Here is a 25,688-nt window from a genome sequence, read left to right as displayed (position 1 = left end):
CGGCAACGAAGTCACCTTCGTGCGTCTTCCCGCCGACGGCTTGTCTCTGCTCGCCGGACGAGTCGGGAGACTTGTCAGTGGTTTGCGGACGGCCTCAGCGCTCATCCATGTCGTCGGCCGTCCCTCGACTATCGCCTGCGTACCGGTCGAGGCCCGTACCCGGCGTCAGGATTGAGCGGATGGTGCACCCATTTCAGGCTGATCCGTCCTGACGTGGTAGCGGTTCAGGCTTGGCGATTAGTCAGCGTGAACTGTATAGTTCAGTCCATGCTGACTATTGCTTCACGCCTTGATGTCATGAACCGGCTCGGGCGGGCCATGGCGGATCCGACGCGTTCCCGGATTTTGATGACCCTGCTCGGCGGTCCGAGCTACCCGGCTGTGCTCTCTCGTGAGCTGGACTTGACGCGTTCGAACGTGTCGAACCATCTCACCTGCCTGCGTGACTGCGGGATCGTGGTCGCTGAGCCTGAGGGGCGCCAGACTCGTTACGAGATCGCGGATCCGCATCTTGCGGCTGCGCTCGTCGCGCTCGTGGACGTGACGCTGGCTGTCGATGAGCACGCACCTTGCGTGGACTCAGCGTGCACGGTGCCGGGCTGCTGCGGTACAGGGGCGGACGCGTGAGCGCGGCGTGTGGCTGCGAGCACGAGCCTGCCACTGCGGCGGATGATGAGACCGAAGAGGTGGAGCGGCCCTGGTGGAGGGACCGCGGGATCATGGTGCCGGTCTTCTCCGGTGTCGCATTCCTGGCCGGTCTGATCTTCGAATGGTCCGGCCTCGAGATCCCGGCGCTCGTGCTGTTCTGGATCGGCCTACTGCTGGGCGCGTCGACGTTCACGCCCGGCGCGATTCGGAAGCTGTTCAAGGGCAAGCTCGGCATTGGGCTGCTGATGACGATCAGCGCGATCGGCGCAGTCATCCTCGGCTACGTGGAGGAGGCTGCAGCGCTGGCGTTCTTGTACTCGATTGCTGAGGCGCTCGAGGACAAGGCGATGGACCGTGCCCGCGGCGGGCTGAGGGCGCTGCTGAAGCTCGTACCGGAGACAGCGACAGTGCTGCAGAGCGGCGTCTCTGCGCAGGTGCCGGCGAGAGAGCTGACGGTCGGCCAGGTCATGGTCGTCCGCCCGGGCGAGCGGATCGCGACCGATGGGATCGTCCGTTCTGGCCGCTCCAGCCTGGACACCTCGGCGATCACCGGGGAATCGATCCCCGCCGAGGTCGAGCCCGGCGATGCGGTGTCGGCCGGTGCGATCAACAGCGCCGGCGTGCTTGAGGTAGAGGCGACGGCCGCGGGTACCGACAACTCGCTCACCACGATCGTGGAGCTGGTGGAGAAGGCGCAGACGGAGAAGGGCGAGCGTGCGCGTCTCGCGGACAGGATCGCCCGCCCGCTGGTGCCCGGTGTGCTGATCCTCGCCGCGCTCGTCGCGGTCATCGGGTCGCTGCTGGGCGACCCGGAGGTGTGGATCACCCGCGCGCTTGTCGTGCTGGTCGCGGCCTCTCCGTGTGCGCTGGCGATCTCGGTTCCGCTGACGGTCGTCGCGGCGATCGGTGCGGCGAGCAAGTTCGGCGTGATCATCAAGTCCGGTGCCGTTTTCGAGCGCTTCGGGACGGTCCGCCACGTGGCGGTCGACAAGACCGGAACACTCACGCGTAACGAACCTGCGGTCACCGCCGTGCTCACCGCGAACGGCGTGACGGAGGCTCAGGCGTTGGCGTGGGCGGCTGCGTTGGAGCAGCACAGCACGCATCCTCTCGCATCAGCGATCACCGCCGCGGCTCCGGGGACACCGGCAGCTGCGGACGTGACCGAGCAGGCCGGGCATGGCATCGACGGCACCGTCGATGGATCGAGGATCACCGTCGGCAGTCCTCGATGGCTGGACGCCGGCGACCTCGGGGAGCGGGTCGCAAAGCTGGAGGAGCAGGGCATGACCGTCGTGATCGTGCACCGTGACGGGTCACCGGTGGCCGCGATCGGCGTTCGTGACGAACTGCGTCCTGAAGTCCCCGAAGTCGTCCGTACGCTCACCGGCCAGGGCGTCGGCGTAACGATGCTCACCGGAGACAACACCCGCACCGCTCGTGCACTGGCCGCGCAGGCCGGTATCAGCGACGTGCGCGCGGAACTGCGTCCCGAGGACAAGGCGACCGCAATCGGCGAGCTGTCAAAGGCGGGGCCGGTTGCGATGATCGGCGACGGCATCAACGACGCCCCGGCCCTCGCGTCCGCGGACATCGGCATCGCGATGGGAGCGACCGGATCCGACGCAGCGATCGAGTCCGCCGACGTGGCCTTCACCGGCCACGACCTCCGCCTGATCCCGCGGGCGTTCGATCACGCTAGGCGGGGCCGGCGGATCATCAACCAGAACATCATCCTGTCGCTGCTGATCATCACAGCACTGCTTCCGCTGGCGCTGTTCGGCTTGCTGGGGCTCGCGGCCGTCGTCCTGGTCCACGAGGTTGCCGAGGTCATCGTGATCCTCAACGGCCTGCGTGCCGCCCGCACCCGCACACCGCGAGTGGAAAGCTGATGCTCGCACCCATCGGATCAGCCACCGACATCGAGACATCGTCGCGCTCACTGTGCTGTTCCTCATTGGCTCGCACTGGTAGCGACGGTCGTAAGGCCGACGTCTAGGCTTGGACGTGCTGCCGGGGATTCAGTGGCACGAGCAACAATGACCATTGACCTGCCAAGGAGGCTCCGTGTCGGCTGACGCTATCCTTCCTTTCTTCCCTGACTGGTTCAGTTTCGACCCCAGTGGCGGGTCTCCGATTGTCGCGGTGGCGGCGATGTTGCTGTGCGCGTGGTACCTCCGTGGCGCAATCTGGCTGTGGTCGCACCGCAGGCGATGGTCAGTACCCAGGACGTTCTCCTTCGTCATCGGGTGTGTCGTGATGTTCGTCATCGCGACCTTCGGTGTGAACCGGTATGCGAGTGTTTCGCTCACCGCACTGATGTTCCAGCAGATCACCGCGATCACTGTCATCCCACCACTTCTCATCGTGGGCTCACCAGGACGCCTCCTGCTCCGCAGCACACCGCACCACCGAACCGGGCGGCTCATCCTGAAAGCCGCTCACGCCGGACTTCGGTCTCGATGGGCACGTTTGCTCCTGCACCCCCTCGTGCCGATCGTGATTGCGCTCGCGGTTTTCCCGGCTCTCTATCTGACGGATGCCATCAGCGTTGTGATGGCCACCCCGGTCGGAGCCGCCCTTCTCCTCGCGTTCTTCGTCGGGGCAGGCATTGTCGCAGCAGTGCCGCTCTGGTCCTCGGATCCGCTCCCGCGGGCGCCGTCGTTCCCGGCACGGCTGATCGACATCTTCGTCGAGATACAGATTCACGCGATCCTCGGACTCATCCTGATCCGAGCGGGTAAACCCCTGTTCGCGGGCTACTCGACCCCGCAGCAAGCAGTGGATCCCGCATACGACCAAGCGGTCGCCGGAATGCTGCTGTGGACTTACGCCGAGCTCCCGCTCCTCGTCGTACTCATCGTCTGCCTCTCCCGCTGGCACTCTCGCGATCGACGCCAGGCCCGCATGAATGAATCGCGGGAGGAAGCAGAACTGGAGGAGTACAACGCCTACCTTGAACGGATCGATCAAAAGAACCGGCATTGATGGCGTGACCTCCCCACACCGGTGGACGCCACGCAAAGAGGTCGATGAAGATCTGAGAATGTCGAGTGCGCTGGAGAGCCGAACCCGTATCGCGGAAGTTTCAATGCACGATAGCTACGCCAGTAGCAGCGCAACCGACCTCCGCTCCGCCCAAAGTCTCAGCGACCTTTACAGGCGACTAAGTGAAAGGGAAGTCGACTGAGGCTACGGCAGCCGCGTCAGCTGAAGAGTGCGGCTGCGCGCCCACACCTGGTGAACACGACTCCTTCTGGAAGAAGAATGTCAGTCGGCGTGAAGCCTTCGGCATCGGAATCCTCGGTATAGCCACTCTCGCCGCATTTCGCTGGTGTCAGAGCGGGAGGGGGACATTGATCACCACCTGCTGGAGCTGTGACATCAGCGCCGACCAAAGTCCCGTGACCATGAGCAACCCCAATGCGATGAGCATCGACCCGCCGATGATGTTCAGGAGGCGCACATGCCGACGAAGAAATGTCACGGACCGGGAAGCCCAGCCCCAGCCGGCCGCAAGGATGAGGAATGGGATGCCCAGGCCGAGGGAATAAGCGAGTCCTAGCAATCCCGCCCGCGCCGGGTCGCCGAGATTCCAGGACATCGAGATGATCGCCGCCAGGGTCGGGCCGATGCACGGAGTCCACCCGACGCCGAGCGCAAATCCGAGCAACGGCGCCCCGACCAACCCGACCCGGCCGTGTGTGCGGGGGCGGACAGTACGTTGAGCCGCGCCGAAAAGTCCGAGGAAGACGAGCCCGAGAACGATGATGACGACACCGAACACCCGCGTGAGGACGCTGGCGTACTGCAGCAAGGCGAGTCCGAACGTGCCGCCCAGAATCGTCACGGCGACGAACACCACGGTGAATCCGGCGATGAAGAGTGTGACCCCCAGCAGTAGCCTCGCCCGCTCATGGGCGAACGGCCCCGTTGCCCTTGGTTCTCGGGTCGGGCCGGACGTGGCACTGCCGAGATACCCGAGGTACCCGGGCACGAGCGGTAGGACGCACGGCGAGACGAAGGACACCAGCCCCGCAAGGATCGCGATCGGAATCGCCAGCCACAGGGCACCGTCGACGATCATCGATCCGGGATTCACGATGGGTTCTCCGCGAGTGCGTCGGCGACCAGGGTAGACAGGATAGAGGCGCCTGCCAACTGGCCGATGATCCGCGCGGCAACCCGCCCGCTGCGATCGATGACCAGTGTCGTCGGGGTGGCTTGAATCGGGGTGACCTGAGCGAAGGCGAGCTTGACCGATCCGTCATTCACGTCGATGACGCTCGGATATGTGATCCCGTTGTCTCGGGCGAATGACAGTGCGGTCGCAGGCTGGTCGTAGGTGTTCACGCCGAGGAAGGCCACGCCATCGTTCTGATAGTCCTTCCAGACCTGTTCGAGCATGGGCGCTTCGACAATGCACGGCCCGCAGGCGGCGTACCAGAAGTTCACCACGAGCACCTCGCCCCGATAGTCGTCGCTGGAGACGGCTTCTCCCGTTTCCGTGACACCATCGAAAACAACCGGCATGCCACGCTCCTCTTTCGGTAGCTCGATGACTTGGAAGTCACCGGCGATATAACCCTTGTCGTCGCCCTCGCGGTACTGCTCCGTGAGCGAATCGTTCGAGCACCCGGCGAAGAAGCCGGCGATGAGCATCACAGCGACGGTGGGAAGACCGACGCGGGTGGCAAGAGTTCGACGTCGCCGCGAGACAGGGGAGTGGATGCTGTCGGTGGGCGTGCGATCGGCGACGAGGCGCCTTGTCCGCTCAGGGTTCATGATGTGGGTCCTTGCATGTCTAGCAGTCTTGGTCGAAGAGGAGTTGGGCGCAGTCGGAACGGTTCTAGAGGCTTCAGGCGCAGCGACGGCATCGACTGAACGCAGCTTTTCTGGCAGTCGCTCAGCGCGATGCAAACCGCGTGTCGAAACAGACGCGAGCGGTTGCCGAATCAGCCCCGTGCGATCGACACAGTCCGGGTGGTGAACCTGGTCGACGGCTCCTGGAGTTCGGCGCGGAATGGTTGCTTGAAGCTCACGTGCTCGTTCCGAACCGACGAGGGAGGCTGCGCGGGAATCAGGTTCGCGACAAGCTCAGCTGCGTCAAGGAGAGCGCCGTCTCACGCGGCCGGAAGAAAGGCGTCGGAACAGATCGCAAGAGGACTGGTGCAAACCCGCGATCACGGAGTAGGGGTCGTCGCCACAGACCGTGTAAGAGGATCGTGAAGACCAGGCCGCACATGACACCAAGGACGCACAGCACAGAACTGACGAGGGTTGTGGACCTGGGTGACTCGCTCATCAAAGCGTTCTCAGCTTGGGGGTCGGCAGACAGGACTGTGCCGATATCGGGTTTGTCACTCGTGTGCGGGCTTTGGGATTGGACGCTCGAACGCGAAACAGAGGCACCGTCTGCGTTCTCATAGGTGGCGCAGGCTACGCCGATGGCGAAGAGCAACATTGAGCACAAGAAGATAACGAGACTCGTTATCAGGACCCGCTCAGGCGACCTCTCACGAGGGTGTGAGCGAACCAGCGAAGCCATCACTACCAGCATACCCGCGACACTCAGCTCGGATTCGGACGGCCCGAGCTGTCACGTATTGGAAGGCTCTGGTGAGCATCCAGTACTCGCCGGCGAGATACTAATCCGGTGACGACGAGGAGCACTAACGGTGTCACGGTAATAAGCCAAGACAGCCATGGCCCGAGGATGATTCCGGGGGTCAGCCCGGTACGCAGTGGAATGGTGGTGACCTTGGCGTCGGCGTCATCGACATCGATCGTGTCAATAGGTACGCCAGCTGGACTGATGACCTGGCTGGTGCCCACCGTGGAGACGTTGACCACGGCCCGTCCGGTCTCAATCGCACGCATGCGAGCGAATGCGAGTTGCTGCAGGTTCTCATCGGTGTCGCGGAAATCTGCGTTGTTGGTCTGGAACACGAACAGTTGCGCGCCGCCCTGTGCGCCGTCCCAGATTACGTCGTCGAAGATCACGTCGAAACAGATGGCGAGCCCTACACGCACCGATCCCACATTCACGACAGGGGCGATCGTGCCGGGGGTGTACTCGCGTCGGATGAGCCCGACCAGGTCTGGCGCGAGCTTCTCGTAGAACCAGCGATCTGGCACATACTCCCCGAACGGCACGGGGTGGACCTTGTCGTGTTTCTGCCGCTCGGCGGGGTCGGCTGTCCACAGCATCGTTGTGTTGAACGTGTTCTCGCCGCGCGTGGTGGCTGCGTTGGCCAGAACCGGAGCTCCAGCCGACGTAACGATTCGGTCCAACTCGTCTGCGGTTCCAGGCTCACGGAACGGGTCAGAGTCGACGGCGCCCTCGGGCCACACGAGCAAGTCCATCGGCTGTCCGGTGATCGATTCTGAGGTGGTGGAGTGAGCGTCGAGAATATCTCCCGGTTCTTTGGTGTCGAAGTACCCGGAAGGACCGTTGCCCTGCACCCACCCAACGGTGAAGGTCCCGACGCTCGCGGTCGGAAACTGAGGTGTCAAGGCAAGCGCGACGATCACGATGCCGGCGGGAAGCGCTCCCGGGAGGAATCGGACACCGGCGCGGAACCATTGCAGGAGCGCGGCGGAAGTGATCGCTACGAGGAACGACAGCCCGGTGACTCCGATCCAGGAAGCGACCTCAGGGAAGGGCCCGTTCACCTGCGTCATCCCCAGACGCACCCAGGGGAATCCGCCGTACGGCCACGAACCCATCACCACTTCGCGGGCCGTCCACAGCCCCGAGATCATGAGCGGCACAACGATCAACTGCCCGATACCTCGGCGACGGAACTGACTCGTCCACCGGTATGCAAGCGCAATCGGAATCGCACCGAGACCCAGGATCAGCGCCTGCAAGCCAGACAAGGCGATTCGGGGTAGCGGGCCGAGGAACTGGCCGACCCAAGCGAGATGGAGGACATAGAAACTGATACCGAAAACGAGTCCCACCATCAACGCGCCGCCGATGCTTCGACCCACCAGTGTCGCCAGAGCGAGGATGACGCTGAAGAAAGCGAGCGGCCACCAACCGACGTCGGGAGTGGCGAGATCGAGTGCTACGCCGGCGATGATGGCAACGGGCAGCGCTGCACGTATGGGAAGCATCGGTCTGTTGCGGGATCCGACGGTGCGACCCTCCGCGGTGCTCGTCGTCATCGTCAGAGTTCGGGGCGGTTTCGTGGCCATATCTCAGATGTCCTTCTTGCCCAGCTTCGAAAGGTATGCGTTATACGCGTCCAGCTCGCTCGTGCCGTGGGCGTCGGCGAATCGGTCGTCAGCCGCGGCGCGGGCCGTGTCGTCTCGAAACCAACGATGCATAACGTAAACGAGCATCAACAATGTGGGAGCTTCCCCGTACGACCATGCCAGACCACCGGCCACCCGTTGATCTTCGAGCGGGTCGATGCCGAGCGCCTCGGTCGAGGCGACGAACTGCGTGACGAGCATGGTGGTGGCCATCATCAGGAACACTCCGAAGAAGGCGTGAAGTGCGGCTTCGGCGAACACGTCGAGGGCGCGTCCACCATGGCTGATTCGCATCGGGAGCGGGTCGGAGCTGAGTATGGGGATGGTGAAGACGATCCCAGCAAGGAGGAACAGGACCTCCATAGCTACATGCCCGCCGGGGATCGAGAGGATGTCGTCAGCGAATCCTGCCAGATACAAACCGTAGAAGGACGCAAGGTATATCGGCAAAGCCACCCAGGGACTGAGCGCCCATCGAGCGGCCGCACAGCGAAGACCCCGATGAGCGGCGCGGAGGACGGCTTTCCCGGGTCCATGGTGCGGGGTGGCACGCAGGAGCAGCGTTCCGGGGGAGCCGAGCACCAGAAGCGGCGGGATGGCCATCATCAAAGTGAGCTGCTGGAACATGAACACCGACAACAGTGCATACCCATAGGCCTCCACACCCAAGCCTGTGGTTGCTGCGAGGGCACCGCATCCCACGAGGAAACTGACCGCGCGCCACACCGGCCAGCGACGACCCTGTCTCCACAATCGGATTGCTCCCACCAAATACGCAACTGCTAGTACCGTCGCGATGAGGGGCAGCAGAGGGAACGGACCCGGCAGCAAGCTGAAGAAGGCTGCGAGTGTCGGAGCAGTGTCAGGGATCCAAGCGCTCATCGAGCCGATTGCTCGCGGTGACTGATGACATGTCTGGGGCCGCCAGCCCCCGCAACGTGCCAGGCACGGCGGCCCCCACAATCGCGGCTGAGCGCACCTATGGGACGGTGAAGGCTCGTCATACGCGCTTCACCTTGACCAGGCCGCCGGCAACGAGGAAAACCACAGCTGCGACAGGCTGCGCACTGATCCAGACTGGGCCCTCGAAAGGCAACGGGAACACCGGGTTCCAGATGACTGCGACGGTGGCGAACACCGGAAGCCACCACCATTGTCGAGCCTGCAACGCGAACCATCCGACGATCACAGCAAGGATCGAGGTGACGAACAGGACAACTGGAGACCAGCTTCCGCTCAGCAGCACGGGCGCAAGAAACAATACGGCTGCGGCAAGCAAGCTGGGCGCGAGAGCATTGCGCTGATAGACAGAAGGGCGGCGCTCTTTCTGCGTCATGAAGGGCCCATCGGAGCCGTCTCAGACGGTGTCGGCGCGGAGACCGCCTCCTGCGAAGTCACACGGTGGGAGACCCAGAGCCCGACACCGAGGATGACGGCGCCGATGCCAAGAGCCACGTCGGCGAGATTACCGATGAACCAGTTCCCGTACGCGAGAAAATCAGTTACGTGCCCGCGCCCGAATCCAGGGGGCGAGAACAGCCGATCCAGCACGTTTCCTATTGCGCCGCCGAGGACGAACCCGATTCCAGTGGCATACCAAGTGGTGCGCGAGCGCTTCGCGGCGACGAACAGCGCCGCGATCACAGCTACGCCGAGCACGGTCAGCACCCAGGTCGCCCCGGAACCGAAAGACAGCATCGCACCAGGATTGAACGCAAGCTGCAGGCCGAGTAGGTCGCCCAGCAGCGGAATCCGTTCCGTTTCGCTGAGCCCCGCAAGTGCGACAGCTTTGCTCGCCTGATCGACGAGCACGATCAGTCCCGCCGCAATGAATGCGAAGGCATACCGTGGAGTCTTATTGTTCGTCACTTGGGTCCTCCTTTTTCACCGCAGCTTCGGCACGGTCTCGCCGACGTCGTTCGCGAGCGATCAGCAACGTTCCGACCGCTCCGGCGCTAAGAATGAATCCAAGTCCGGCAATGAAGACGACGCCGAGGAAGCCGAGATCGTCGCGCTCCGCGCCTTGTACGCCGAGCTTTTCCTCGTGCGGCCGCTCGGCGGTCTCGGAGGGCGTGGGAGACGGCGGTGGCGTGTTCGTGGGATCTGGCGTGGAGCTGGCTGACCAGGTGGAGGACGCCGCAGCGGTCTCGGTTCCGACGAATACGGCAGCGGTGCTGAGTGCGATGACCATGACGACCAGGACAAGCGTCAACGTCCGTCTGGACGGGAAGGAATGCGCCATCTGCGATTCGTGAGGTTCAGAGGTCGCAATCAAAGGTCGTTCCCGACACTGGGCCGGTCGGCATCTGGCAGGTCGAGGACGTCAACGGTGCATTTCATAAAGCTTTCCTTCGGATGAGGCTTCGGACGATGGGCGTGCGTCGAGATCGTCACGCGTGGGTCGCGTGTTCATCGGGGTGAGATCTGGGTTCGATCTGGAAGGTGGAATGCTCGACGCTGACGGCGAAATGTTCCGCGACGCAGTCCTGAAGGGATCGCAGCAGAGCCGCCGAGTCCTCCTGTGTCAGCTGATCGTCGACCACGACGTGCGCACTCAGAGTGGGCAGATCAGTGGAGATCTGCGAGGCGTGCAGGTCGTGCACCTCTACGACGTGAGGCAACTCCTGTAGGTGCCGGCGGACGTCATCGAGGTCAAGCCCAGGTGGGGTGGACTCCAGAAGTATGCTTCCGGACGCCCGCAGCAGGATGAGGGTGCGCGGGATGATCAACAGCGCGATCACGATGCCCGCGACCGCATCCGCTCGGTACCAGCCGAGCGTCGCGATCAGAATTGCGCTCGCGATCACCCCGACGGATCCGAGCGCGTCATTGACCACCTCGAGGAATGCTGCGCGCATGTTGAGGTTCGCCTTTCGTCCGCTCATCAGCACAAGCAGCGACGCGACGTTGGCGAGGAGCCCGACGATACCGAAGAACAGCAGGCTGCCGGACGCGATCTCCGGAGGTTCGAACAGGCGGCGCACACCCTCGACGAGTGCGAATATCCCGACGCCGAGAAGGAGTGCCGCTTGAGCGAGCGCGCCGAGGATTTCGGCCCTGCGCAGTCCCCAAGTATGCCGAGCGGAGGGTTCCCGGTTCATCAGGTGCGCCGCGGTGACAGCAAGGGCGAGGCCGATTACGTCGGTGAGCATGTGCGCGGAATCCACCAGCAAAGCAAGACTGCCTGTGATGATCGCTCCCACGACTTCGGTGATGAACACCAATGACGTGATCGCGAAAGCAATAAGCAGGCGTCGTCGAGGGGTCCCGACCGAGGCATGATCGTGCTGCGTTCCCATGAGCTTCTCCACTTTCCTCAGGGGCGGTTCAGGATGCGCCGCGCGATCGAGGCGGCGTCTCGCCGCACACCGGTGAAGCTGTCTGCGCCCGGTGTGCTGTACTTAGGGAATCCCGCCACGTACAAACCCGGTATCGAGGTCGTGCCGGGTCGTCGGTGGCGAGATTCCGAGTCCCGAACAACCTTCGGGAGCCAATCGTCGGCCGGCAGATATCCGGTGGCGAAGATCACAGACCGAGGTCTCACCTGCGCGCCATCCTCGAAGTTGATCTGTCGGCCGTCGGCACCTCGTGCGGGCGGAACTATCGACACTCCGTGTTGTTGCAACTCGGCATGCTCATCCTCATGCGGGAGCTCCGAACGCGGGTGTGCAGACCATGGCCAGCGGCGGACGCCCTTTCTGGGTTTCGGGTCCTGTCCGCGGCGTCGGACCGATAGCGTCACGGTGTGCGAGTGGGCGAGTTCCCTTGCGATCTGTGCGCCGCTGTGTCCTCCGCCGATTATCAGCACGTCGCCGGCGGGAATCTGTCGAGGGAACTGGTAATCGGCGCTGTGTATCGCCACGCCCGGCACGATGAGGTCTGCGGCCCACGGCGGTACCCAGGGCCGAGACGAAGCACCCGTCGCGCACACTACATTGCGGGTCTGCACCGGCCCCTCGTTCGTGGACAGCAAGAGAGACGAGCCGCTGCCGTACGGGCTCACGCCTGTGGCGCGCATCCCCCACATCACGGCAATACCGAGGGACGCTTCGACCGAGGCGAGGTACTCTTCCATCTCGTCCACACGCGGTCGCCGCGACTGATCGCCGGGAAGAGGTCGGCGGGCGATCGAACTGTGGTGAGCATCACTGAGAAGCGCCATGGAATGCCAACGTGAGGCCCAGGATCGTTGGCCGTTCATGTTCGCATCGATGACGGTGAAGTCGCTCTGCGGGACCAAGCCGGCGTTCCTGAGTGCGCCCGCGACTGCCAGTCCGGCCTGCCCTGCGCCGACGATGATCACACGACGGTGTGACAATCCTGGAACCGTCACCGGCCCTCCATCGCGGCGTTGATCGCATTCTCCAGATCATCGAATCTCTCCAGCTGAAGCTTTTCCCCATCAACGTAGAAAGTAGGAGTGCTGTTCACGCCCAGCGCCTGCCCGTCATTGAAGTCCACATCGATGCGTGCGGTCGTGGCGGGATCAGCGACGGCTTTGTCGTATGCCGGCATATCGAGGCCCAGTTGTTCAGCGAACCCGCGGAAGACATCGGCTCGCGACTCCTGGGCCTCGCCCCATTCCGCCTGTGTCTCGAACAGTTCGCGGTACATGTCATCGAGTCGTCCCTGCTGCGCGGCTGCTTCGGCGGCGAGGGCTGCGTTCCTCGAGTTCAGGTGGCCCGGGAGGGGAAAGTAGCGGATGACGTATGTGATCTCTCCGTCATACTTCTCCCGCAGATCCTCCACGACTGGGTAGAAGGCGCCGCAGGCTTCACACTCGAAATCAAGGAACTCGACCACAGTGACGGCGCCTTCGCCTGCATCATCGAGAACATGCGAGCTCTCCCGCACCACGGGAGCGGATGGGGAGCCGTCTGTGGCGGCGGGCGGCTCTTTCGAATTCTGATTGACGAGAACAAAGATCAATGCACCAACTATCAGCACCACAGCGATGGCGATCGTGATGATGGCGGTCTTTACAGCAGGCTTCATGGGGTACTCCAAACCAAGAGGGGACAGTCGACAGCACGAGCTCGGGCTCGTAGGAAGGCGCCATCAACACGGATGGCGCGTCGGTGTCAGGTTCGGGAAACGCCCAAGTGAATCAAAGACAGCGCTGTCGTGTGGGTGCGCGCACCGAACGCACCCAGCGGCGGTATTGCACTCCGTTTTGCGCAAAGAACGTGAGACATTCGCGGAGTCCAGAGGGGTCGCAACAACAAGACGATTGCAGTGAGTCCGCACAGGATGCCGAGAGCACAGACAGCTGCCCCTAGGAGCGCATTCGATCCATCAGAGATCGCGAACGGCTGTGTCGACCCGAGGTCGGGGATCTCGGCGCTGTCTGCGAAATCAACGACGCCTGAGGAAGTGAACTGCGCGGGCGTGATGCCTTCAGCGTCGCTGTGGCTGGTGGTGGCCATGCCGAAGAGTAGAAGCAGCGAAAGCGCAACAGTGATAATGAGGCGCATTATCAACAGCTGATCTTTCAAATCCCCGAATCGGCGGACCGGGAGACGAAGCATCACGTGAATTCTACCTCTTCGCATCCCGTCCATGATCAAGCAGCGTGATTGTTGGGATCCTGCGACTATTCCGATCGACGCTTTCGAACGCGACCGAGCCAGACGATGCCGATGATCAGCACAGCGAGCACGATGACTCCGGCCCCGATGCTGAGAACGACGACGAGATCACCGCCGGCGCTCGATTCTGCACCGCTGGATTCGGAAGGGGTAGGGCTGATTGATTCGCTCACGGGAGGTGTTGCACTAGCCGTGGGCACCGCTTCTGGCTGCATTCGAGCCTCGCCGCTGCCGCACGCAGGTAGATCCCATCCGAGCGCAGCCTGAGTACTCGCGTCCGGAGCGTACTCGAAGGTGAAACTCTCCGAGATCGGGTGTCCGTCACTGGACACCGCGTTCCATACGACCGTATAGGTTCCGGCTTCCCCGAGTGCGACGGGTGTCGTGAGCACGTTGAACTCAATCGTGGAACACGACGTCTCGTAGTAGAGGCCGTCTGGCCCCTGGACCTGGGCGAAGCTCGTCTGGTCAAAGTCGATCAGCTCACCACTGAATGTCATGGACACTGAGTCAAGGCTGGTGACCGTCGACCCGGCTGAAGGATCGGATTCGAGGAGGTTGTCGTGCGCGGAGGCTGGCGCAGCGACGAGGAGGGTTGCGACTACGCTCGCCGCGAGTGCGGTAACGGCAATACGTAGCGAGTGGACGATTTTCGATCTCATAGTTGGGTCCTTTCCCCTGTAGGTCACGGCTGCCTCACACGAACCCGGTGTGCGACTGCGACCGCGATGCCGACGCAGACGACGCCGAACGCCAGAATGATGCCAGCCATCCGCTGGTCGGCCAGGGGATCGAGACCCCAGGTGCGCCCCATGGCTCCGAACCAGTCGGCCGCGATGAGGCCGCCCTGGAACGCAACCCAGGCTGCCACGAGGACAGGTGCGAGCATCACCAGAAGTGCGGCAATCGTCCGGACGGTGCCCGAGCGGACGCGTCTTGGCCGTATGACAGAACTCATGACGAAACTGCCGGCGGTCAAGAGCAAGAAAATCCTCAGCTCGTGGGCCAACGGATCTGCGAGGGTCCAGCGCAGTACACCGGTCGCTGATGTCACCCAAAACGACCCAGCGAACAGACATGCGGCACCGAGCGGATGCGCGAAAAAACTCGCCGTTCGTGAGCGAGCGCCGGCCTGAAGCCATTCGCGGATGCCGCGGCTGCCGTCGGTACGGATCGTGATGGCGGACAGAGCGAGTCGATAGGGTGCGCCGAGTACCAGAAGCAGCGGCACCGCAGTGACGAGGAGTACTCGGCCGAGCGCGTCCATGCTGTGCAAGTAGTCCGAATACACCGCAACGGGCCCGGACGTCACCCAGACGAGCAGCAGCATGCCCGCCGTCCATGCGATGATGCGTGCGGGCGGCCAGTCTTCACCTCGTCGACGAAGCCGCCGCACTCCGGCGAGGTAGAAATAGATGCCGAAGACGGCGACGATGGCCCAGAGGAGATCGACATCCCAGCTGGTGAACCACCGGTCCAACGTGAGTTCGGCAGGCAACGGCGCCTCCGTGAGGATCTCGGTCGGCGTGGTGAGCTCGGGAGCGATTGCGTCGGCAGGGGAGGGTGTACGAGCCAAGGCAGCGGCCCCTCCACTGGCGAAGCCCATCACCGCCAATTCCAGCGCCACGAACGACCAGAACGCACTGCGTTCGCCGCGCTCCCGCCGGATGAACCACCGCCGATGGGCGACTCCGATCGTCCCGAGGACGACAAGAGCAACGATCTTGATCACGAGTACAGCGCCGTAAGCGCTGATCAGGTCACCGACACCGGTGATCGATGTCAGAGTGCGGGCGACGCCCGATACGGTGACGATGATGAACGCGATGAGAGCGAGCGTCGAATACCGTTCGACGATAGTCCGAAGCCTGGTTTCCTCCAGGAGGGGTCTCAGAATGACCACGGCGAGAAGGCCCCCGAGCCATACGGCCGCGCCCGTGATGTGGAGGACGAGTGCCATGACCGCAGCGTCGTGATTGGCGAGGCTACCCGAATGCCCCTGTGTTGCCATTGGAACAAGAGCCGCGAGCGAAAGCAGCCCGATGATCAGTGCGGCAGCCCACCCGCGGAAGGCGTACGCCAGAAGAGTGATCGTCGCGGCCGCGATGGTGGTGATCAGCCACGCCTGACCGAGTTCGGTCTCAAGCAGGAATCTGCCTAACTGCTGACCGAACTCCGATCCCAGCGACACCTGTGGATTGAAGGAGGACAAGAACGTGAGGAAGCCTGTCGTCCCGCTGCTGAGAGTGAGGATCGCGGCGCCGATCGAGGTCAAATCCAGCGCAGCGTTGAATTCCTTCTTTCCCGCACGGAGCGCAAAGAGCGCGAGGATCGCTGAGCCGGCCATCACACCGCCGGATAGGTTGACGAGGAGCTTGGTGGTCGGCAGACCCCAGCGGACGACTGCCCCGGGGTCGCTGATGAAGCGAGGCACTGCGCCGCCACCGATCATCAGACCCGCCAGAAGGGTGAGAACTCCAGCTACGAGGAGGATCGCCGGTCCCACCAGCCGCAGTTCCGCTGGTTTCACGGCGTATCCTCGGTTCCACCCGGTGTCGAGGCGTCCGTGTCTGGTGCTGTGCACGCCCCCGTCTTTGGCAACTTCTGCACGGCGGACGCGAGGGCGCCCAGTGCGGCGTCCGCTGACAGGCGACTGGTGTCAACGTACGCCTCGGCAGCAGGCGTACGTCCATACGTCGTCAGACGCAGGTTAGGTAGATCCGTGTCGTCGACGATCCAATCGACCGCGTTGATGGTGACGCACTGCAGGGTGGTCGGACCAGGTGGTTTGAGACCGCAGGTGAAGACAACCGCCGTCGGGTCGCCCCAAGCCGCGGTGGCCTGTGCGTCTGTCGTACGTAGGGAGAGCTCCTCAATGGCAGCAGGTAACCGAACCGTGACCTCTGCACATTCGGGGGCGTTGGCATTCTCAGCAGGGTTCAAGGTGACGGTGGGGGAGCATCCGGCCAAGACCGCAGACGCTCCCATGATGCAGGCCAGCGCGAAAAAGCCCCTCGCCATCTGGGCGAAGGTGATCATGCGGAACCGATGCTCATGACCGTGTCGGGGTTCGTCATTCGTTGTGCTCCAAGTCTTCAGCGACGCAGTAAGGGACCCCTCGGCAATGTCCGGCGAGGGTCGAAGGTGAACGGCTCAGACGCTCAGGTCCGAGAGATCCGCAACTGTGTCAGGGACAAGCGAATGGAAGGCCCGCCTGCATGCCCTGTGATTCTTGACGCTTGCCGCAAGAAAATGTTGCCCGGCGAACACGACACGAATAGACGGAGTCCGCGTACCCGCCACAGCACAGCAAGGGCGAACAGAACGCCTACGGCGCATATCGCAGTTCCGCCGAGATTCCCGGACGTGAAAGCGGGATCAGATTCCTGGACTGTCTGCGCGGTGGCCGACGGCTCGCTGAACGTCTCATGAACCGTGCCGCCGACTTCCGCATGTATCGATGAAGCCACACCGAACGCCAGGAGCAGCATCAATGCAACGCTGATAGCGAATATCATTATCAGTCGGTTCTCGCGACCACGTGAGGGATGACTGAATCGAACTGTGGGAACCATCTCCCACAACCTTATAGCTTGCGATCGGCCGGTCGTTCAGGACGTCCCTTGCCTGATCTGTGGCCGGTGGATCACATGGTCCTGACAGGGTAGATCCCGAACGGCAACCCGATGAACCGATGGCACGCCCTCGAAAGTCGTCCGTTTTGCATCGAGGGGAACGGGGGTCTCTTGCACCATTAACGTGAGCTCACGCGTTCAATTCTCGCGGTGCAACAGAATCGACTGTCGGTTCCGGCGCTGTCAGGCGAGTCGGTCCCGGATCGTGTCCTCGATTTGGCGCACCGACGGCAGTCCGGCGAGACCGGTGTCGGTCATGTAGACCCGGCATGCAAGGTCGGTCGTGGACCCACCTGAGGCGAACGCATCCTGCCCATCCAGCAGTATGGTCGGTGATCCGGCGAAGACCACTTCCGATGCCTCCTCCGGGGTGCGCAACAGCACATAGCCGACAGGCACGTCGACCATGCCGAGCGCATCAAGCGCAGCACGAACACGGTCACCAGCTGTGACCCAGTTGGGACAGTCATCGATGTGCACAACGTCGACCTTCACCCCTCTATTATCTCCCGTCAGCGCACCCACGGGCGCCCCAGCCATGGCCGCTCCGGAAGAACGCAAAAGGAAGAGTGCTATATGTTGTGCTCGGATCGGAGGTCGAGCATGCGCGTTGGACGCCGCGGATTACCCCCGCAGCTGTCGCTTCGCACATCGTGATCCTCCGAGAGCACGTTGTAGATATGGCGGAACTGCCTCCGGATCAGCTCGCGAGGTTTTGGGCAGATGCGCAACGCGCTGTGAGCGATCAAGTGTCCGAAAAGTGTCCGGAGTGTCCCGAGCGAAGCGATTCTGACGAGTATTCGAGTGTCTCCTGTGTGCAAGGTGCGCGAGCTCACGAGGCCGAGAACCCACAGAAACTCAGGCTTCTCAGCGGTTCCATGCCCACCATCCGCGCACGGTCCAAGGACAGCGTGAGGGCGCACACCACCCTGCTAAGGTGAAGCACCTCGCGACAGCACAGCCTCGGCACTTGCGGGAAGAATCAGGTCCCACAAATCACCCACGAATGCGCGGGAACCGACCGGATCGAATCCGCCTGAGTCGCGGCTGATGCCGACCTGAATCCGCGGAATTCCGGACTTCTGGGTCGAACAGGATCCAGAGATATCTCCGCGACTCGGGTTCAAATCCCACCGTCACCGCCACTGCGAAGGCCCCGACTCTCCTAGGAAACACTGGGAAGTCGGGGCCTTCGTCGTTCGCTCGTGAGGCGTGCTCGGTGAGCCACCGGTCGATCCTCTCAGCCTGAGACGAACGACTCATCGAGTACACGGCTCGCGCCGCACACGCGGAGTAGCCGGCCGCTTATTCAAGGATAGGCTTTGTAACCTTGAATATCTCGTGTCATAATCAAGCATGGAGTCCGCTGAACTCGCACGGGCGCCATGGCCGACCCACGATGTCGAGACGCTGCCGTGGCACCAGCAGACGCGTGGAGGGACGCGCGCAGATCGGATGCTGAGCTCCGTCGACGCAACCATCCCACCGATGATCGCGAGGCTGGACTACGTCCCGCCCATGCCGACGATCGTAGCTTCGGAGCACGCGCTGCTGGCAGTGGCCCAGGCCGACACGGAGGCCGAAGGGCACTCGGCTGCGATGAGCCGTTTCATGATGCGAACCGAGTCTGTCGCGTCATCGAAGATCGAGCGGATCACCGCCGATGCCGTCGACTTCGCCAAGGCTCTGGCCGGCAACCGCTCGAACACCTCGGCGACGAGCATGGTCGCCGCGAGCTCTGCGCTGCACAGCCTCGTCACCGTCGTCGGCGAACAAGGACGGTTTGAACTCGAGGACCTGCTCGCGGCGCATCGTGCGCTTATGCGGGACGACCCGCACGAAGCTTCCTACGCGGGGCGCCCGCGCGACATGCAGAACTGGATCGGCGGCAGCGATTACTCACCGCGTGACGCCCTGCACGTGCCTCCGGCGCCTGCGCGAGTACCTGCGCTGCTCGACGATCTCCTGTCCTACCTCAACCGCGATGACGTGCCCGTAATGACGCAGGCGGCGATCGGGCACGCTCAGTTCGAATCGATCCACGCCTTCACCGACGGCAACGGTCGTATCGGACGTGCCCTGGTGTCCGCGGTGTTCCGCCGTCGCGGGGTGACTCGCAACGCCGTCGTCCCACTGGCCAGCGGCCTTCTCGCCAAGCGCGAGGATTACTTCGCCGCTCTCGGAGCGTACCGCCGTGGCGAGCCGGCTCCACTTGTGGACCTGTTCGCTCGATCCGCGCAGGCAGCGGCGACCAGCTCCAGAGTGTCCATCATCCGCATCAAGGCTCTGCCCGAGGAATGGACGGCCGAGATTCAGCCCAGAGCAGGTTCGGCCGCACAGGCCCTCATCCCCGCGTTCTACGACCACCCGGTCATGACCGCCTCGGAGATCGAACAGAGGTCCGGGGCGTCTTCGCAGGCGACGTACACGGCGATCGAACGGCTCGCGCGCGCGGGGTTCATCCAAGAGATCACCGGGCGCAAGCGCGATCGCGTCTGGGTGGCAGCCGAACTGCTCGCCGAACTCGACGACCTCGACCGTCGCATCCAGGCTGTCATGCTGGCCTGACGACGCCGTCGACCTTCAAGTCTCGCCAAGACTTCGCGCTCGATCGGGCTCTCCCCGAACGCGACCCCGGACACTACGCTGAGGCTCGTGACGAAGACGCGCGACATGGTCCGCATCCCCGGCGGCACGTTCCTGATGGGATCCGAGGACTTCTATCCCGATGAACGACCGGCTCACGAACGGGAGGTCGCGTCGTTCTTCATCGACCGGTATGAGGTGACCAACGAGCAGTACGCCGAGTTCGTCGACGCGACCGGATACGTGACGGTCGCGGAGCGCCCGCTCGACCCGGCCGCATTCCCCGGCGCCGACCCCGCCGACCTCGTGCCCGGGTCGATGGTGTTCACGCCGACGCCCGGCCCGACCGATCTGCGCAACTGGCGCAACTGGTGGCGCTGGCAGGCTGGGGCGTTCTGGCGCAGCCCGTTCGGGCCCGATTCGTCGGTCGACGATCGGATGCAGCATCCGGTCGTGCACATCGCCTTCGAGGATGCCGTCGCCTACGCCGACTGGGCGGGGATGCGCCTGCCCACCGAGGCAGAGCACGAGTACGCTGCCCGCGGCGGATCGGAGGGAACACCCTTCGCGTGGGGCGACGAGCCCTATCCGGACGGTGTGGCCCAGGCGAACTCGTGGCTGGGGCGTTTCCCGTACGACAACCAGGGCGTCGGCGGCACGGCCCCCGTCGGCTCGTACCCGCCGAACGGCTACGGCCTCTACGACATGATCGCCAACGTCTGGGAGTGGACGACCGACTTCTACACCCCGCGGCACCTGCGGCTGTCGGACACCCCGGTCGATGCCGGTAAGCGGACGAACCTCCTCGCGGCCGCCAGCGCTCAGGAGGGCTTCCCTGACATTCCGCGGCGCGTCCTCAAGGGTGGGTCGCACCTCTGCTCGCCCGACTACTGCCTGCGGTTCCGGCCCGCCGCCAGGTCGCCGCAGGCCGAGGACACCGGCATGTCGCACATCGGATTCCGGCTCACCCGTTCCGAGTGAGAACCGCTGGGCTCCGACAGCGATCCCTGCTTGGCTTCCGCCGAGGGCATCCGCCCCGATCCGCGGTCGAACCAAGGAGCACTCATGGCTGCAGGGCCCAACATCCTCATCATCTGGGGCGATGACATCGGCATCACGAATCTCAGCACGTACTCCGACGGCCTGATGGGCTACCGGACGCCGAACATCGATCGGATCGCCACGGAGGGCGCGAAGTTCACCGACTACTACGGTGAACAGAGTTGCACCGCGGGCCGCGCCGCCTTCATCACCGGGCAGAACCCGTATCGCACGGGACTCACCAAAGTGGGAATGCCCGGCGCGAAGCTGGGCCTCCAGCCCGAGGACCCGACGATCGCCGACGCGCTCAAACACCACGGCTACGCCACCGGACAGTTCGGCAAGAACCACCTCGGCGACCGCGACGAACACCTTCCGACCGCTCACGGCTTCGACGAGTTCTTCGGGAACCTCTACCACCTCAATGCCGAAGAGGAGCCGGAGCATCCGGACTATCCCACCGACGAGGAGTTCCCCGGGTTCAACGAGAAGTTCCGCCCTCGCGGCGTCATCCACTCCTGGGCGAACGACGACGGCACGCAGCGCATCGAGGACACCGGCGCGCTGACGAAGAAGCGGATGGAAACGGTCGACGAGGAGTTCCGCGACGCGGCTACGGACTTCATCCGCCGGCAGGCCGACGACGACACTCCCTTCTTCGTCTGGTTCAACTCGACTCACATGCACTTCCGCACGCACACCAAGGAGGAGAGCAAGGGGCGTGCAGGGCGCTGGCAGTCGGAGTACCACGACACGATGCTCGATCACGACGACGTCGTGGGCAGCCTGCTGGATCTCCTCGACGAGCTGGGACTGGCCGAGGACACCATCGTCATGTACTCGACCGACAACGGGCCGCACATGAACAGCTGGCCGGATGCCGGCATGACACCGTTCCGCAACGAGAAGAACTCCAACTGGGAGGGCGCGTACCGCGTTCCCGCGATGCTCCGCTGGCCGGGACACATCCCTGCCGGGACGACGCTCAACGGCATCGTGAGCCACAACGACTGGTTCGTGACGCTGCTGGCCGCGGTCGGCGATGCCGACATCGCCGAGCGACTGAAGGCGGGCACCGAGCTGCACGGCACCGACTTCAAGGTGCACCTCGATGGACACAATCAGCTCGACTACATCACGGGAGCCGCCGAGCACAGCCCGCGCAGACACTTCTTCTACGTCTCGGACGACGGCGACCTGACGGCGCTGCGCTTCGAGAACTGGAAGCTCGTGTTCCTCGAGCAGCGCGCCACCGGAACGCTGCGCGTCTGGCAGGAGCCCTACGTCGAACTGCGCTTCCCGAAACTGTTCAACCTCCGCACCGACCCCTTCGAACGCGCGGACATCACCTCGAACACGTACTGGGACTGGGTGCTCGACCATGTCTTCCTGTTCGTGCCCGCGCAAGCCTACGTCGCGAAGATGCTGGGTACTCTCGCCGAGTTCCCGGCACGACAGGAGTCGGCATCGTTCACGATCAACCAGGTCATGTCGAAGCTGGAATCGACGGTCGGCAGCTCCTGACGCCGAGTCCGCTCAGGATCCTCCGAGGCGCTCCAGCGCCGAGCGGGCTGTGGCGACGGCGGCTTCCGCACTGCGGACGTCCTCTGCCGCCGCGGCCGCGCGGTCGGTCGCCTCGTCGACGGCCGCACGCGCCTTCTCGGCCCCGGCTCGTGCACGTGCGAGTTCGCCCTCGAGCTCTTCGACCTCGGCTTCGAACTGATCGGCACGGGATGCCGCGGACTCCCGCTCCTTGCCTGCCTTGGCGTGCGCGCGCTCGGTTCGTTCGAGATCCCGTTCCGCGGCGTGCACGGCCTTCTCCGCCTCCTTCTGCTCGCGCCGCGCGCGCACCTCATCCGCCGGCGGCGACGGCGGGGGAGTGCGCTCGGGCGTACCTCCGCCGACGGCCGCGTCGAAGTCGAGCGGGAACTCGCTCGACGGTTCGAGTTCGCGAACCAGCCGGCCGGAAGCGACAGCGGTCGCGGCATCCGGATCGAAGAACGCCGCCGTGATCGTCTGCTGCACAGCCTCCACCGTCGAGTCCGTGATCCGCGCACCGCGCGACGACGCGAGCGACGCAGCCTCGCGCGCAAGCTGACTCGTCAGCGCTCGACGATCGCGACCGAGCTTCGAGAGCGTCTTCGCATCGAGGTCTTCCTGCGCCTCGCGCAGCTCGGCGGCCAGCTGCAGCGCCTGCCCGAGCCGGTCGGCCCGCTCGCTGGCGAACAGGTTCACCACCCAGGCGGCGATCGAGGGTTTCCGTAGCGCCTTGATCTGCGCGGCGAGTTCGCGATCCTCCACCTGCTCGGAGCGCGCCTTCCGCTCCGCGATGAAGTCGGCCGGCGCGACGGCGTACAGCTCGGCAGCCACCTCGGCCAGGGACGGGTCAGCCATCGCTTCGCCAGTCGGATGCTGCGCACATGCTGGCGACCTTACGCGAGCGCCGCAGCCCGCGCACCGTCCCCACGTCTCAGACACTCCCGCCGTCGTCGACACCCTTGACACACCGCGGTGGCTCGCGTTCGAGTGGTGACATGGCAGCCGATGACGAAGCACTCGACCGGATCGATCGCTGGTGGCGGGCGGCGAACTACCTGAGCGTCGGACAGATCTACCTGCAGGGGGATGCGACGCTCGAGCGGCCGCTCTCCGCCGAAGACGTGAAACCCCGCCTGCTGGGCCACTTCGGAACCGTGCCAGGGCTGAACCTCGTCTACGCGCACCTGAACCGCGTGATCCTTGAGCGCGACGAGCCCGTACTCTTCATCGCCGGCCCAGGGCACGGCGGCCCGGCCACGAACGCGAACGCCTGGCTCGACGGCACCTATTCCGAGCTGTACCCCGACATCACGCGGGATGCCGCCGGTATGCGAAAGCTCTTCCAGCAGTTCTCGTATCCGGGCGGCGTGCCCAGCCACACCGCCCCCGAGACGCCGGGATCCATCCAGGAGGGCGGGGAGCTCGGCTACTCCCTGGCGCACGCCTTCGGTGCGGTCCTCGACGACCCCGATCTCACCGTCGTGTGCGTCGTCGGCGACGGCGAAGCGGAGTCAGGACCGCTGGCCGCGTCATGGCACGGCAACAGGTTCCTCGATCCGCGACGCGACGGCATGGTGCTGCCGATCCTGCACCTGAACGGCTGGAAGATCGCGAACCCGACCCTGCTCGCACGGATCCCGGAGCCCGAGCTCGCGGCGCTGATGACCGGCTACGGCTACGACCCGATCTTCGTCACGATCGACGCATCCGAACCGCACGCCGACGCGCACGAGCGCTTCGCCGCGGCGCTCGATCGCGCCTTCAGCGGCATCGACGAGGTGCGCCGTGCCGCCGCCGACGGCGCACGCGTGCCCTGGCCGATGATCGTGCTGCGCTCGCCGAAGGGCTGGACCGGCCCGGAAGAGGTCGACGGCGTGCCGGTCGAGGGAACGTGGCGCTCCCATCAGGTGCCCCTCGCCGACGTGCGCGGCGACGCAGACCACCTGAGGATGCTGGAGGAATGGCTGCGCGCCTATGGACCGGACGACCTGTTCGACGACGCCGGAGCGCCACGCCCGTCGACCGGCGACTGGGGGCCGCGGGGCACGCGGCGAATGAGTGCGATCCCGCAGGCGAACGGCATCCGGCGGGAACTGGACCTGCCGGGCATCGATGAGCACGTCGTCGACGTCGACGCGCCAGGCGGATCCGACGCCGGCGCGACCGAGGTGCTCGGCGGGTGGCTCGTGGATGTCATCGGCCGCAACCCCGAGACGTTCCGCATCTTCAGCCCCGACGAGCTCGAATCGAACCGCCTGGCTCCCGGCGTCTTCGAGGCGACCGAGAAGCAGTGGAACGCCGAAGTGGAGCCGGTGGACGAGCACCTCGCCCCGCACGGCCGCGTGATGGAAGTGCTCAGCGAGCACCTGTGCCAGGGCTGGCTCGAGGGCTACACCCTCACCGGCAGGCACGGCCTCTTCACTTCGTACGAGGCGTTCATCCACATCGTCGACTCGATGTTCAACCAGCATGCGAAGTGGCTGGAGGCCTGCGCGGAAGTGCCGTGGCGCGAACCCCTCCCCGCATTCACCTATTTGCTGTCCAGCCACGTGTGGCAGCAGGATCACAACGGCTTCACGCACCAGGATCCGGGGTTCATCGACCTCGTGATGAACAAGAGCGCCGACATCGTCCGCGTGTATCTGCCGTTCGACGCGAACACCCTGCTCGTCACCATGGCCGAGTGCATGGCCGCCACGGATCGCATCAACGTGGTCGTCGCCGGGAAGAAGCCCGCCCCGCAATGGCTCGACGCAGACGACGCGCGCGAGCACGTCCGGCGGGGAATCGGCGAGCTGCCCTGGGCGGGAAACACGCCGGACGGCGAAACCCCCGACGTGGTGCTCGCGGCCGCCGGCGACGTGCCGACGCAGGAGGTCATCGCCGCGGCCGAACTGCTGCGCGACGGCATCCCCGATCTGAAGGTGCGCGTCGTCAACGTCGTCGACCTCGCGACGCTGCAGTCGCCGGAGCAGCACCCGGCGGGCCTGGCCGACGCCGCCTTCGACGCACTGTTCACGACCGACCGACCGGTCGTGTTCGCCTACCACGGCTATCCGGCGCTCATCCACCGGCTCGCATACAAACGGAACGGGCACGAGAACCTGCACGTGCACGGCTATCGCGAGCGCGGCACCACCACGACGCCGTTCGACATGCTCATGCTCAACGACATCGACCGCTACCGCCTCGCGGTCGACGCGATCGATCGCGTGCCGGGTCTGGCGACGCAGGCTGCCGACGTGCGCGCCGAGCTCGTGACCGCACGCGAGCAGGCGCGTCGCCACACCCGCGAACACGGCGTCGACATCCCCGTCATCGCCGACTGGAGGTTCGCCGCGCGGAGCTGAGCCTGGGACGCGGTGCATCCCTGGGGTAGTCTCACGTG

Annotated in this window: 23 protein-coding genes; 7 read left to right on the top strand and 16 right to left on the bottom strand. The window is 64.5% G+C overall.

Translation table 11 applies throughout. The features are described from left to right. Positions 1 to 267: 267 nt before the first annotated feature. From cmtR to MAE01_RS08865, 3 genes are all read left to right on the top strand, one after another. Complete coding sequence (gene cmtR, locus MAE01_RS08875) at positions 268 to 627, top strand: Cd(II)/Pb(II)-sensing metalloregulatory transcriptional regulator CmtR (RefSeq protein ID WP_147039205.1); 360 nt, start codon at positions 268 to 270, stop codon at positions 625 to 627. Beyond that, positions 624 to 2,540, top strand: a complete 1,917-nt coding sequence (locus tag MAE01_RS08870; protein WP_222591667.1) for a heavy metal translocating P-type ATPase — start codon at positions 624 to 626, stop codon at positions 2,538 to 2,540. Before cmtR ends, MAE01_RS08870 begins: the two co-directional genes overlap by 4 nt. A gap of 175 nt (positions 2,541 to 2,715) precedes the next feature. Next, complete coding sequence (locus MAE01_RS08865) at positions 2,716 to 3,636, top strand: cytochrome c oxidase assembly protein (RefSeq protein ID WP_147039204.1); 921 nt, start codon at positions 2,716 to 2,718, stop codon at positions 3,634 to 3,636. Positions 3,637 to 3,985: 349 nt separating this feature from the next. Here the strand turns inward: MAE01_RS08865 and MAE01_RS08860 are convergent, their stop codons facing one another. The 15 genes from MAE01_RS08860 to MAE01_RS08790 form a co-directional block, all read right to left on the bottom strand. Further along, positions 3,986 to 4,750 (bottom strand): cytochrome c biogenesis CcdA family protein, encoded by a 765-nt coding sequence (locus tag MAE01_RS08860; protein ID WP_147039203.1) that lies wholly within the window; start codon positions 4,748 to 4,750, stop codon positions 3,986 to 3,988. Beyond that, positions 4,747 to 5,310, bottom strand: coding sequence for a TlpA family protein disulfide reductase (locus tag MAE01_RS08855; protein WP_147039202.1), 564 nt, complete (start codon positions 5,308 to 5,310; stop codon positions 4,747 to 4,749). The genes MAE01_RS08860 and MAE01_RS08855 overlap by 4 nt, the downstream gene beginning before the upstream one ends. Before the next feature lie 909 nt (positions 5,311 to 6,219). Beyond that, positions 6,220 to 7,770 (bottom strand): apolipoprotein N-acyltransferase, encoded by a 1,551-nt coding sequence (gene lnt / locus MAE01_RS08850; protein WP_307723754.1) that lies wholly within the window; start codon positions 7,768 to 7,770, stop codon positions 6,220 to 6,222. 84 nt (positions 7,771 to 7,854) lie between these two features. Further along, positions 7,855 to 8,793, bottom strand: coding sequence for a cytochrome c oxidase assembly protein (locus MAE01_RS08845; protein ID WP_147039200.1), 939 nt, complete (start codon positions 8,791 to 8,793; stop codon positions 7,855 to 7,857). Between the two features lie 118 nt (positions 8,794 to 8,911). Continuing rightward, positions 8,912 to 9,247 (bottom strand): DUF6804 family protein, encoded by a 336-nt coding sequence (locus MAE01_RS08840; protein WP_147039199.1) that lies wholly within the window; start codon positions 9,245 to 9,247, stop codon positions 8,912 to 8,914. Further along, positions 9,244 to 9,780 carry a signal peptidase II gene (lspA, locus tag MAE01_RS08835; RefSeq protein ID WP_147039198.1) on the bottom strand — a complete coding sequence of 179 codons (537 nt, stop codon included), beginning with the start codon at positions 9,778 to 9,780 and terminating at the stop codon, positions 9,244 to 9,246. Before lspA ends, MAE01_RS08840 begins: the two co-directional genes overlap by 4 nt. After that, positions 9,767 to 10,102: a hypothetical protein gene (locus tag MAE01_RS08830; protein WP_147039197.1), complete on the bottom strand. Its 336-nt coding sequence runs from the start codon at positions 10,100 to 10,102 to the stop codon at positions 9,767 to 9,769. The genes lspA and MAE01_RS08830 overlap by 14 nt, the downstream gene beginning before the upstream one ends. Positions 10,103 to 10,301: 199 nt before the next feature. After that, entirely contained in the window at positions 10,302 to 11,210 is a 909-nt protein-coding gene (locus MAE01_RS08825) for a cation diffusion facilitator family transporter (protein WP_147039196.1), read from the bottom strand. Positions 11,211 to 11,227: 17 nt separating this feature from the next. After that, on the bottom strand, positions 11,228 to 12,214 hold the full coding sequence (locus MAE01_RS08820) for an NAD(P)-binding domain-containing protein (RefSeq protein WP_229718083.1): 987 nt from the start codon (positions 12,212 to 12,214) through the stop codon (positions 11,228 to 11,230). A 26-nt stretch (positions 12,215 to 12,240) separates the two neighbouring features. Further along, on the bottom strand, positions 12,241 to 12,906 hold the full coding sequence (locus MAE01_RS08815) for a DsbA family protein (protein ID WP_147039194.1): 666 nt from the start codon (positions 12,904 to 12,906) through the stop codon (positions 12,241 to 12,243). Between the two features lie 86 nt (positions 12,907 to 12,992). Beyond that, complete coding sequence (locus MAE01_RS08810; RefSeq protein WP_147039193.1) at positions 12,993 to 13,439, bottom strand: hypothetical protein; 447 nt, start codon at positions 13,437 to 13,439, stop codon at positions 12,993 to 12,995. A gap of 65 nt (positions 13,440 to 13,504) precedes the next feature. Beyond that, complete coding sequence (locus MAE01_RS08805; protein ID WP_147039192.1) at positions 13,505 to 14,161, bottom strand: copper resistance CopC family protein; 657 nt, start codon at positions 14,159 to 14,161, stop codon at positions 13,505 to 13,507. 23 nt (positions 14,162 to 14,184) lie between these two features. After that, on the bottom strand, positions 14,185 to 16,029 hold the full coding sequence (locus MAE01_RS08800) for a bifunctional copper resistance protein CopD/cytochrome c oxidase assembly protein (protein ID WP_147039191.1): 1,845 nt from the start codon (positions 16,027 to 16,029) through the stop codon (positions 14,185 to 14,187). Then, positions 16,026 to 16,538: a DUF3515 family protein gene (locus MAE01_RS08795; protein ID WP_147039190.1), complete on the bottom strand. Its 513-nt coding sequence runs from the start codon at positions 16,536 to 16,538 to the stop codon at positions 16,026 to 16,028. Before MAE01_RS08795 ends, MAE01_RS08800 begins: the two co-directional genes overlap by 4 nt. A gap of 779 nt (positions 16,539 to 17,317) precedes the next feature. After that, positions 17,318 to 17,629: a hypothetical protein gene (locus MAE01_RS08790; RefSeq protein WP_147039189.1), complete on the bottom strand. Its 312-nt coding sequence runs from the start codon at positions 17,627 to 17,629 to the stop codon at positions 17,318 to 17,320. Positions 17,630 to 18,490: 861 nt separating this feature from the next. Here MAE01_RS08790 and MAE01_RS08785 point away from each other — a divergent pair. The 3 genes from MAE01_RS08785 to MAE01_RS08775 all read left to right on the top strand — a co-directional run bounded on the left by MAE01_RS08785 (position 18,491) and on the right by MAE01_RS08775 (position 22,285). After that, positions 18,491 to 19,702, top strand: coding sequence for a Fic family protein (locus MAE01_RS08785; protein WP_229718082.1), 1,212 nt, complete (start codon positions 18,491 to 18,493; stop codon positions 19,700 to 19,702). A gap of 105 nt (positions 19,703 to 19,807) precedes the next feature. Then, on the top strand, positions 19,808 to 20,701 hold the full coding sequence (locus MAE01_RS08780; protein WP_147039325.1) for a formylglycine-generating enzyme family protein: 894 nt from the start codon (positions 19,808 to 19,810) through the stop codon (positions 20,699 to 20,701). Between the two features lie 84 nt (positions 20,702 to 20,785). Then, positions 20,786 to 22,285 carry an arylsulfatase gene (locus tag MAE01_RS08775; RefSeq protein WP_147039188.1) on the top strand — a complete coding sequence of 500 codons (1,500 nt, stop codon included), beginning with the start codon at positions 20,786 to 20,788 and terminating at the stop codon, positions 22,283 to 22,285. Between the two features lie 12 nt (positions 22,286 to 22,297). Here MAE01_RS08775 and MAE01_RS08770 read toward each other — a convergent pair whose 3' ends face one another. Next, entirely contained in the window at positions 22,298 to 23,155 is an 858-nt protein-coding gene (locus MAE01_RS08770) for a transposase (protein ID WP_147039187.1), read from the bottom strand. A gap of 140 nt (positions 23,156 to 23,295) precedes the next feature. On the opposite strand from MAE01_RS08770, the gene MAE01_RS08765 reads away from it, so the two are divergent. Further along, positions 23,296 to 25,650, top strand: coding sequence for a phosphoketolase family protein (locus MAE01_RS08765; protein WP_147039186.1), 2,355 nt, complete (start codon positions 23,296 to 23,298; stop codon positions 25,648 to 25,650). The last annotated feature ends 38 nt before the right edge of the window (positions 25,651 to 25,688 follow it).

It is taken from the genome of Microbacterium aerolatum (genome assembly GCF_007988825.1).
GTDB lineage: Bacteria > Actinomycetota > Actinomycetes > Actinomycetales > Microbacteriaceae > Microbacterium > Microbacterium aerolatum.
The sequence above is the reverse complement of the archived record's forward strand: the minus strand, read 5'-3'. Positions and strand labels throughout refer to the sequence as shown.

Coding starts and splice junctions, on each gene's coding strand:
- cmtR (WP_147039205.1), top strand. CDS start 268: ATGCTGACTATTGCTTCACGCCTTGATGTCATGAACCGGCTCGGGCGG.
- MAE01_RS08855 (WP_147039202.1), bottom strand. CDS start 5,310: ATGCTCATCGCCGGCTTCTTCGCCGGGTGCTCGAACGATTCGCTCACG.
- lnt (WP_307723754.1), bottom strand. CDS start 7,770: ATGCTTCCCATACGTGCAGCGCTGCCCGTTGCCATCATCGCCGGCGTA.
- MAE01_RS08845 (WP_147039200.1), bottom strand. CDS start 8,793: ATGAGCGCTTGGATCCCTGACACTGCTCCGACACTCGCAGCCTTCTTC.
- MAE01_RS08840 (WP_147039199.1), bottom strand. CDS start 9,247: ATGACGCAGAAAGAGCGCCGCCCTTCTGTCTATCAGCGCAATGCTCTC.
- MAE01_RS08830 (WP_147039197.1), bottom strand. CDS start 10,102: ATGGTCATCGCACTCAGCACCGCTGCCGTATTCGTCGGAACCGAGACC.
- MAE01_RS08825 (WP_147039196.1), bottom strand. CDS start 11,210: ATGGGAACGCAGCACGATCATGCCTCGGTCGGGACCCCTCGACGACGC.
- MAE01_RS08815 (WP_147039194.1), bottom strand. CDS start 12,906: ATGAAGCCTGCTGTAAAGACCGCCATCATCACGATCGCCATCGCTGTG.
- MAE01_RS08810 (WP_147039193.1), bottom strand. CDS start 13,439: ATGCTTCGTCTCCCGGTCCGCCGATTCGGGGATTTGAAAGATCAGCTG.
- MAE01_RS08805 (WP_147039192.1), bottom strand. CDS start 14,161: ATGAGATCGAAAATCGTCCACTCGCTACGTATTGCCGTTACCGCACTC.
- MAE01_RS08795 (WP_147039190.1), bottom strand. CDS start 16,538: ATGATCACCTTCGCCCAGATGGCGAGGGGCTTTTTCGCGCTGGCCTGC.
- MAE01_RS08785 (WP_229718082.1), top strand. CDS start 18,491: ATGGAGTCCGCTGAACTCGCACGGGCGCCATGGCCGACCCACGATGTC.
- MAE01_RS08780 (WP_147039325.1), top strand. CDS start 19,808: ATGGTCCGCATCCCCGGCGGCACGTTCCTGATGGGATCCGAGGACTTC.
- MAE01_RS08775 (WP_147039188.1), top strand. CDS start 20,786: ATGGCTGCAGGGCCCAACATCCTCATCATCTGGGGCGATGACATCGGC.
- MAE01_RS08770 (WP_147039187.1), bottom strand. CDS start 23,155: ATGGCTGACCCGTCCCTGGCCGAGGTGGCTGCCGAGCTGTACGCCGTC.
- MAE01_RS08765 (WP_147039186.1), top strand. CDS start 23,296: ATGGCAGCCGATGACGAAGCACTCGACCGGATCGATCGCTGGTGGCGG.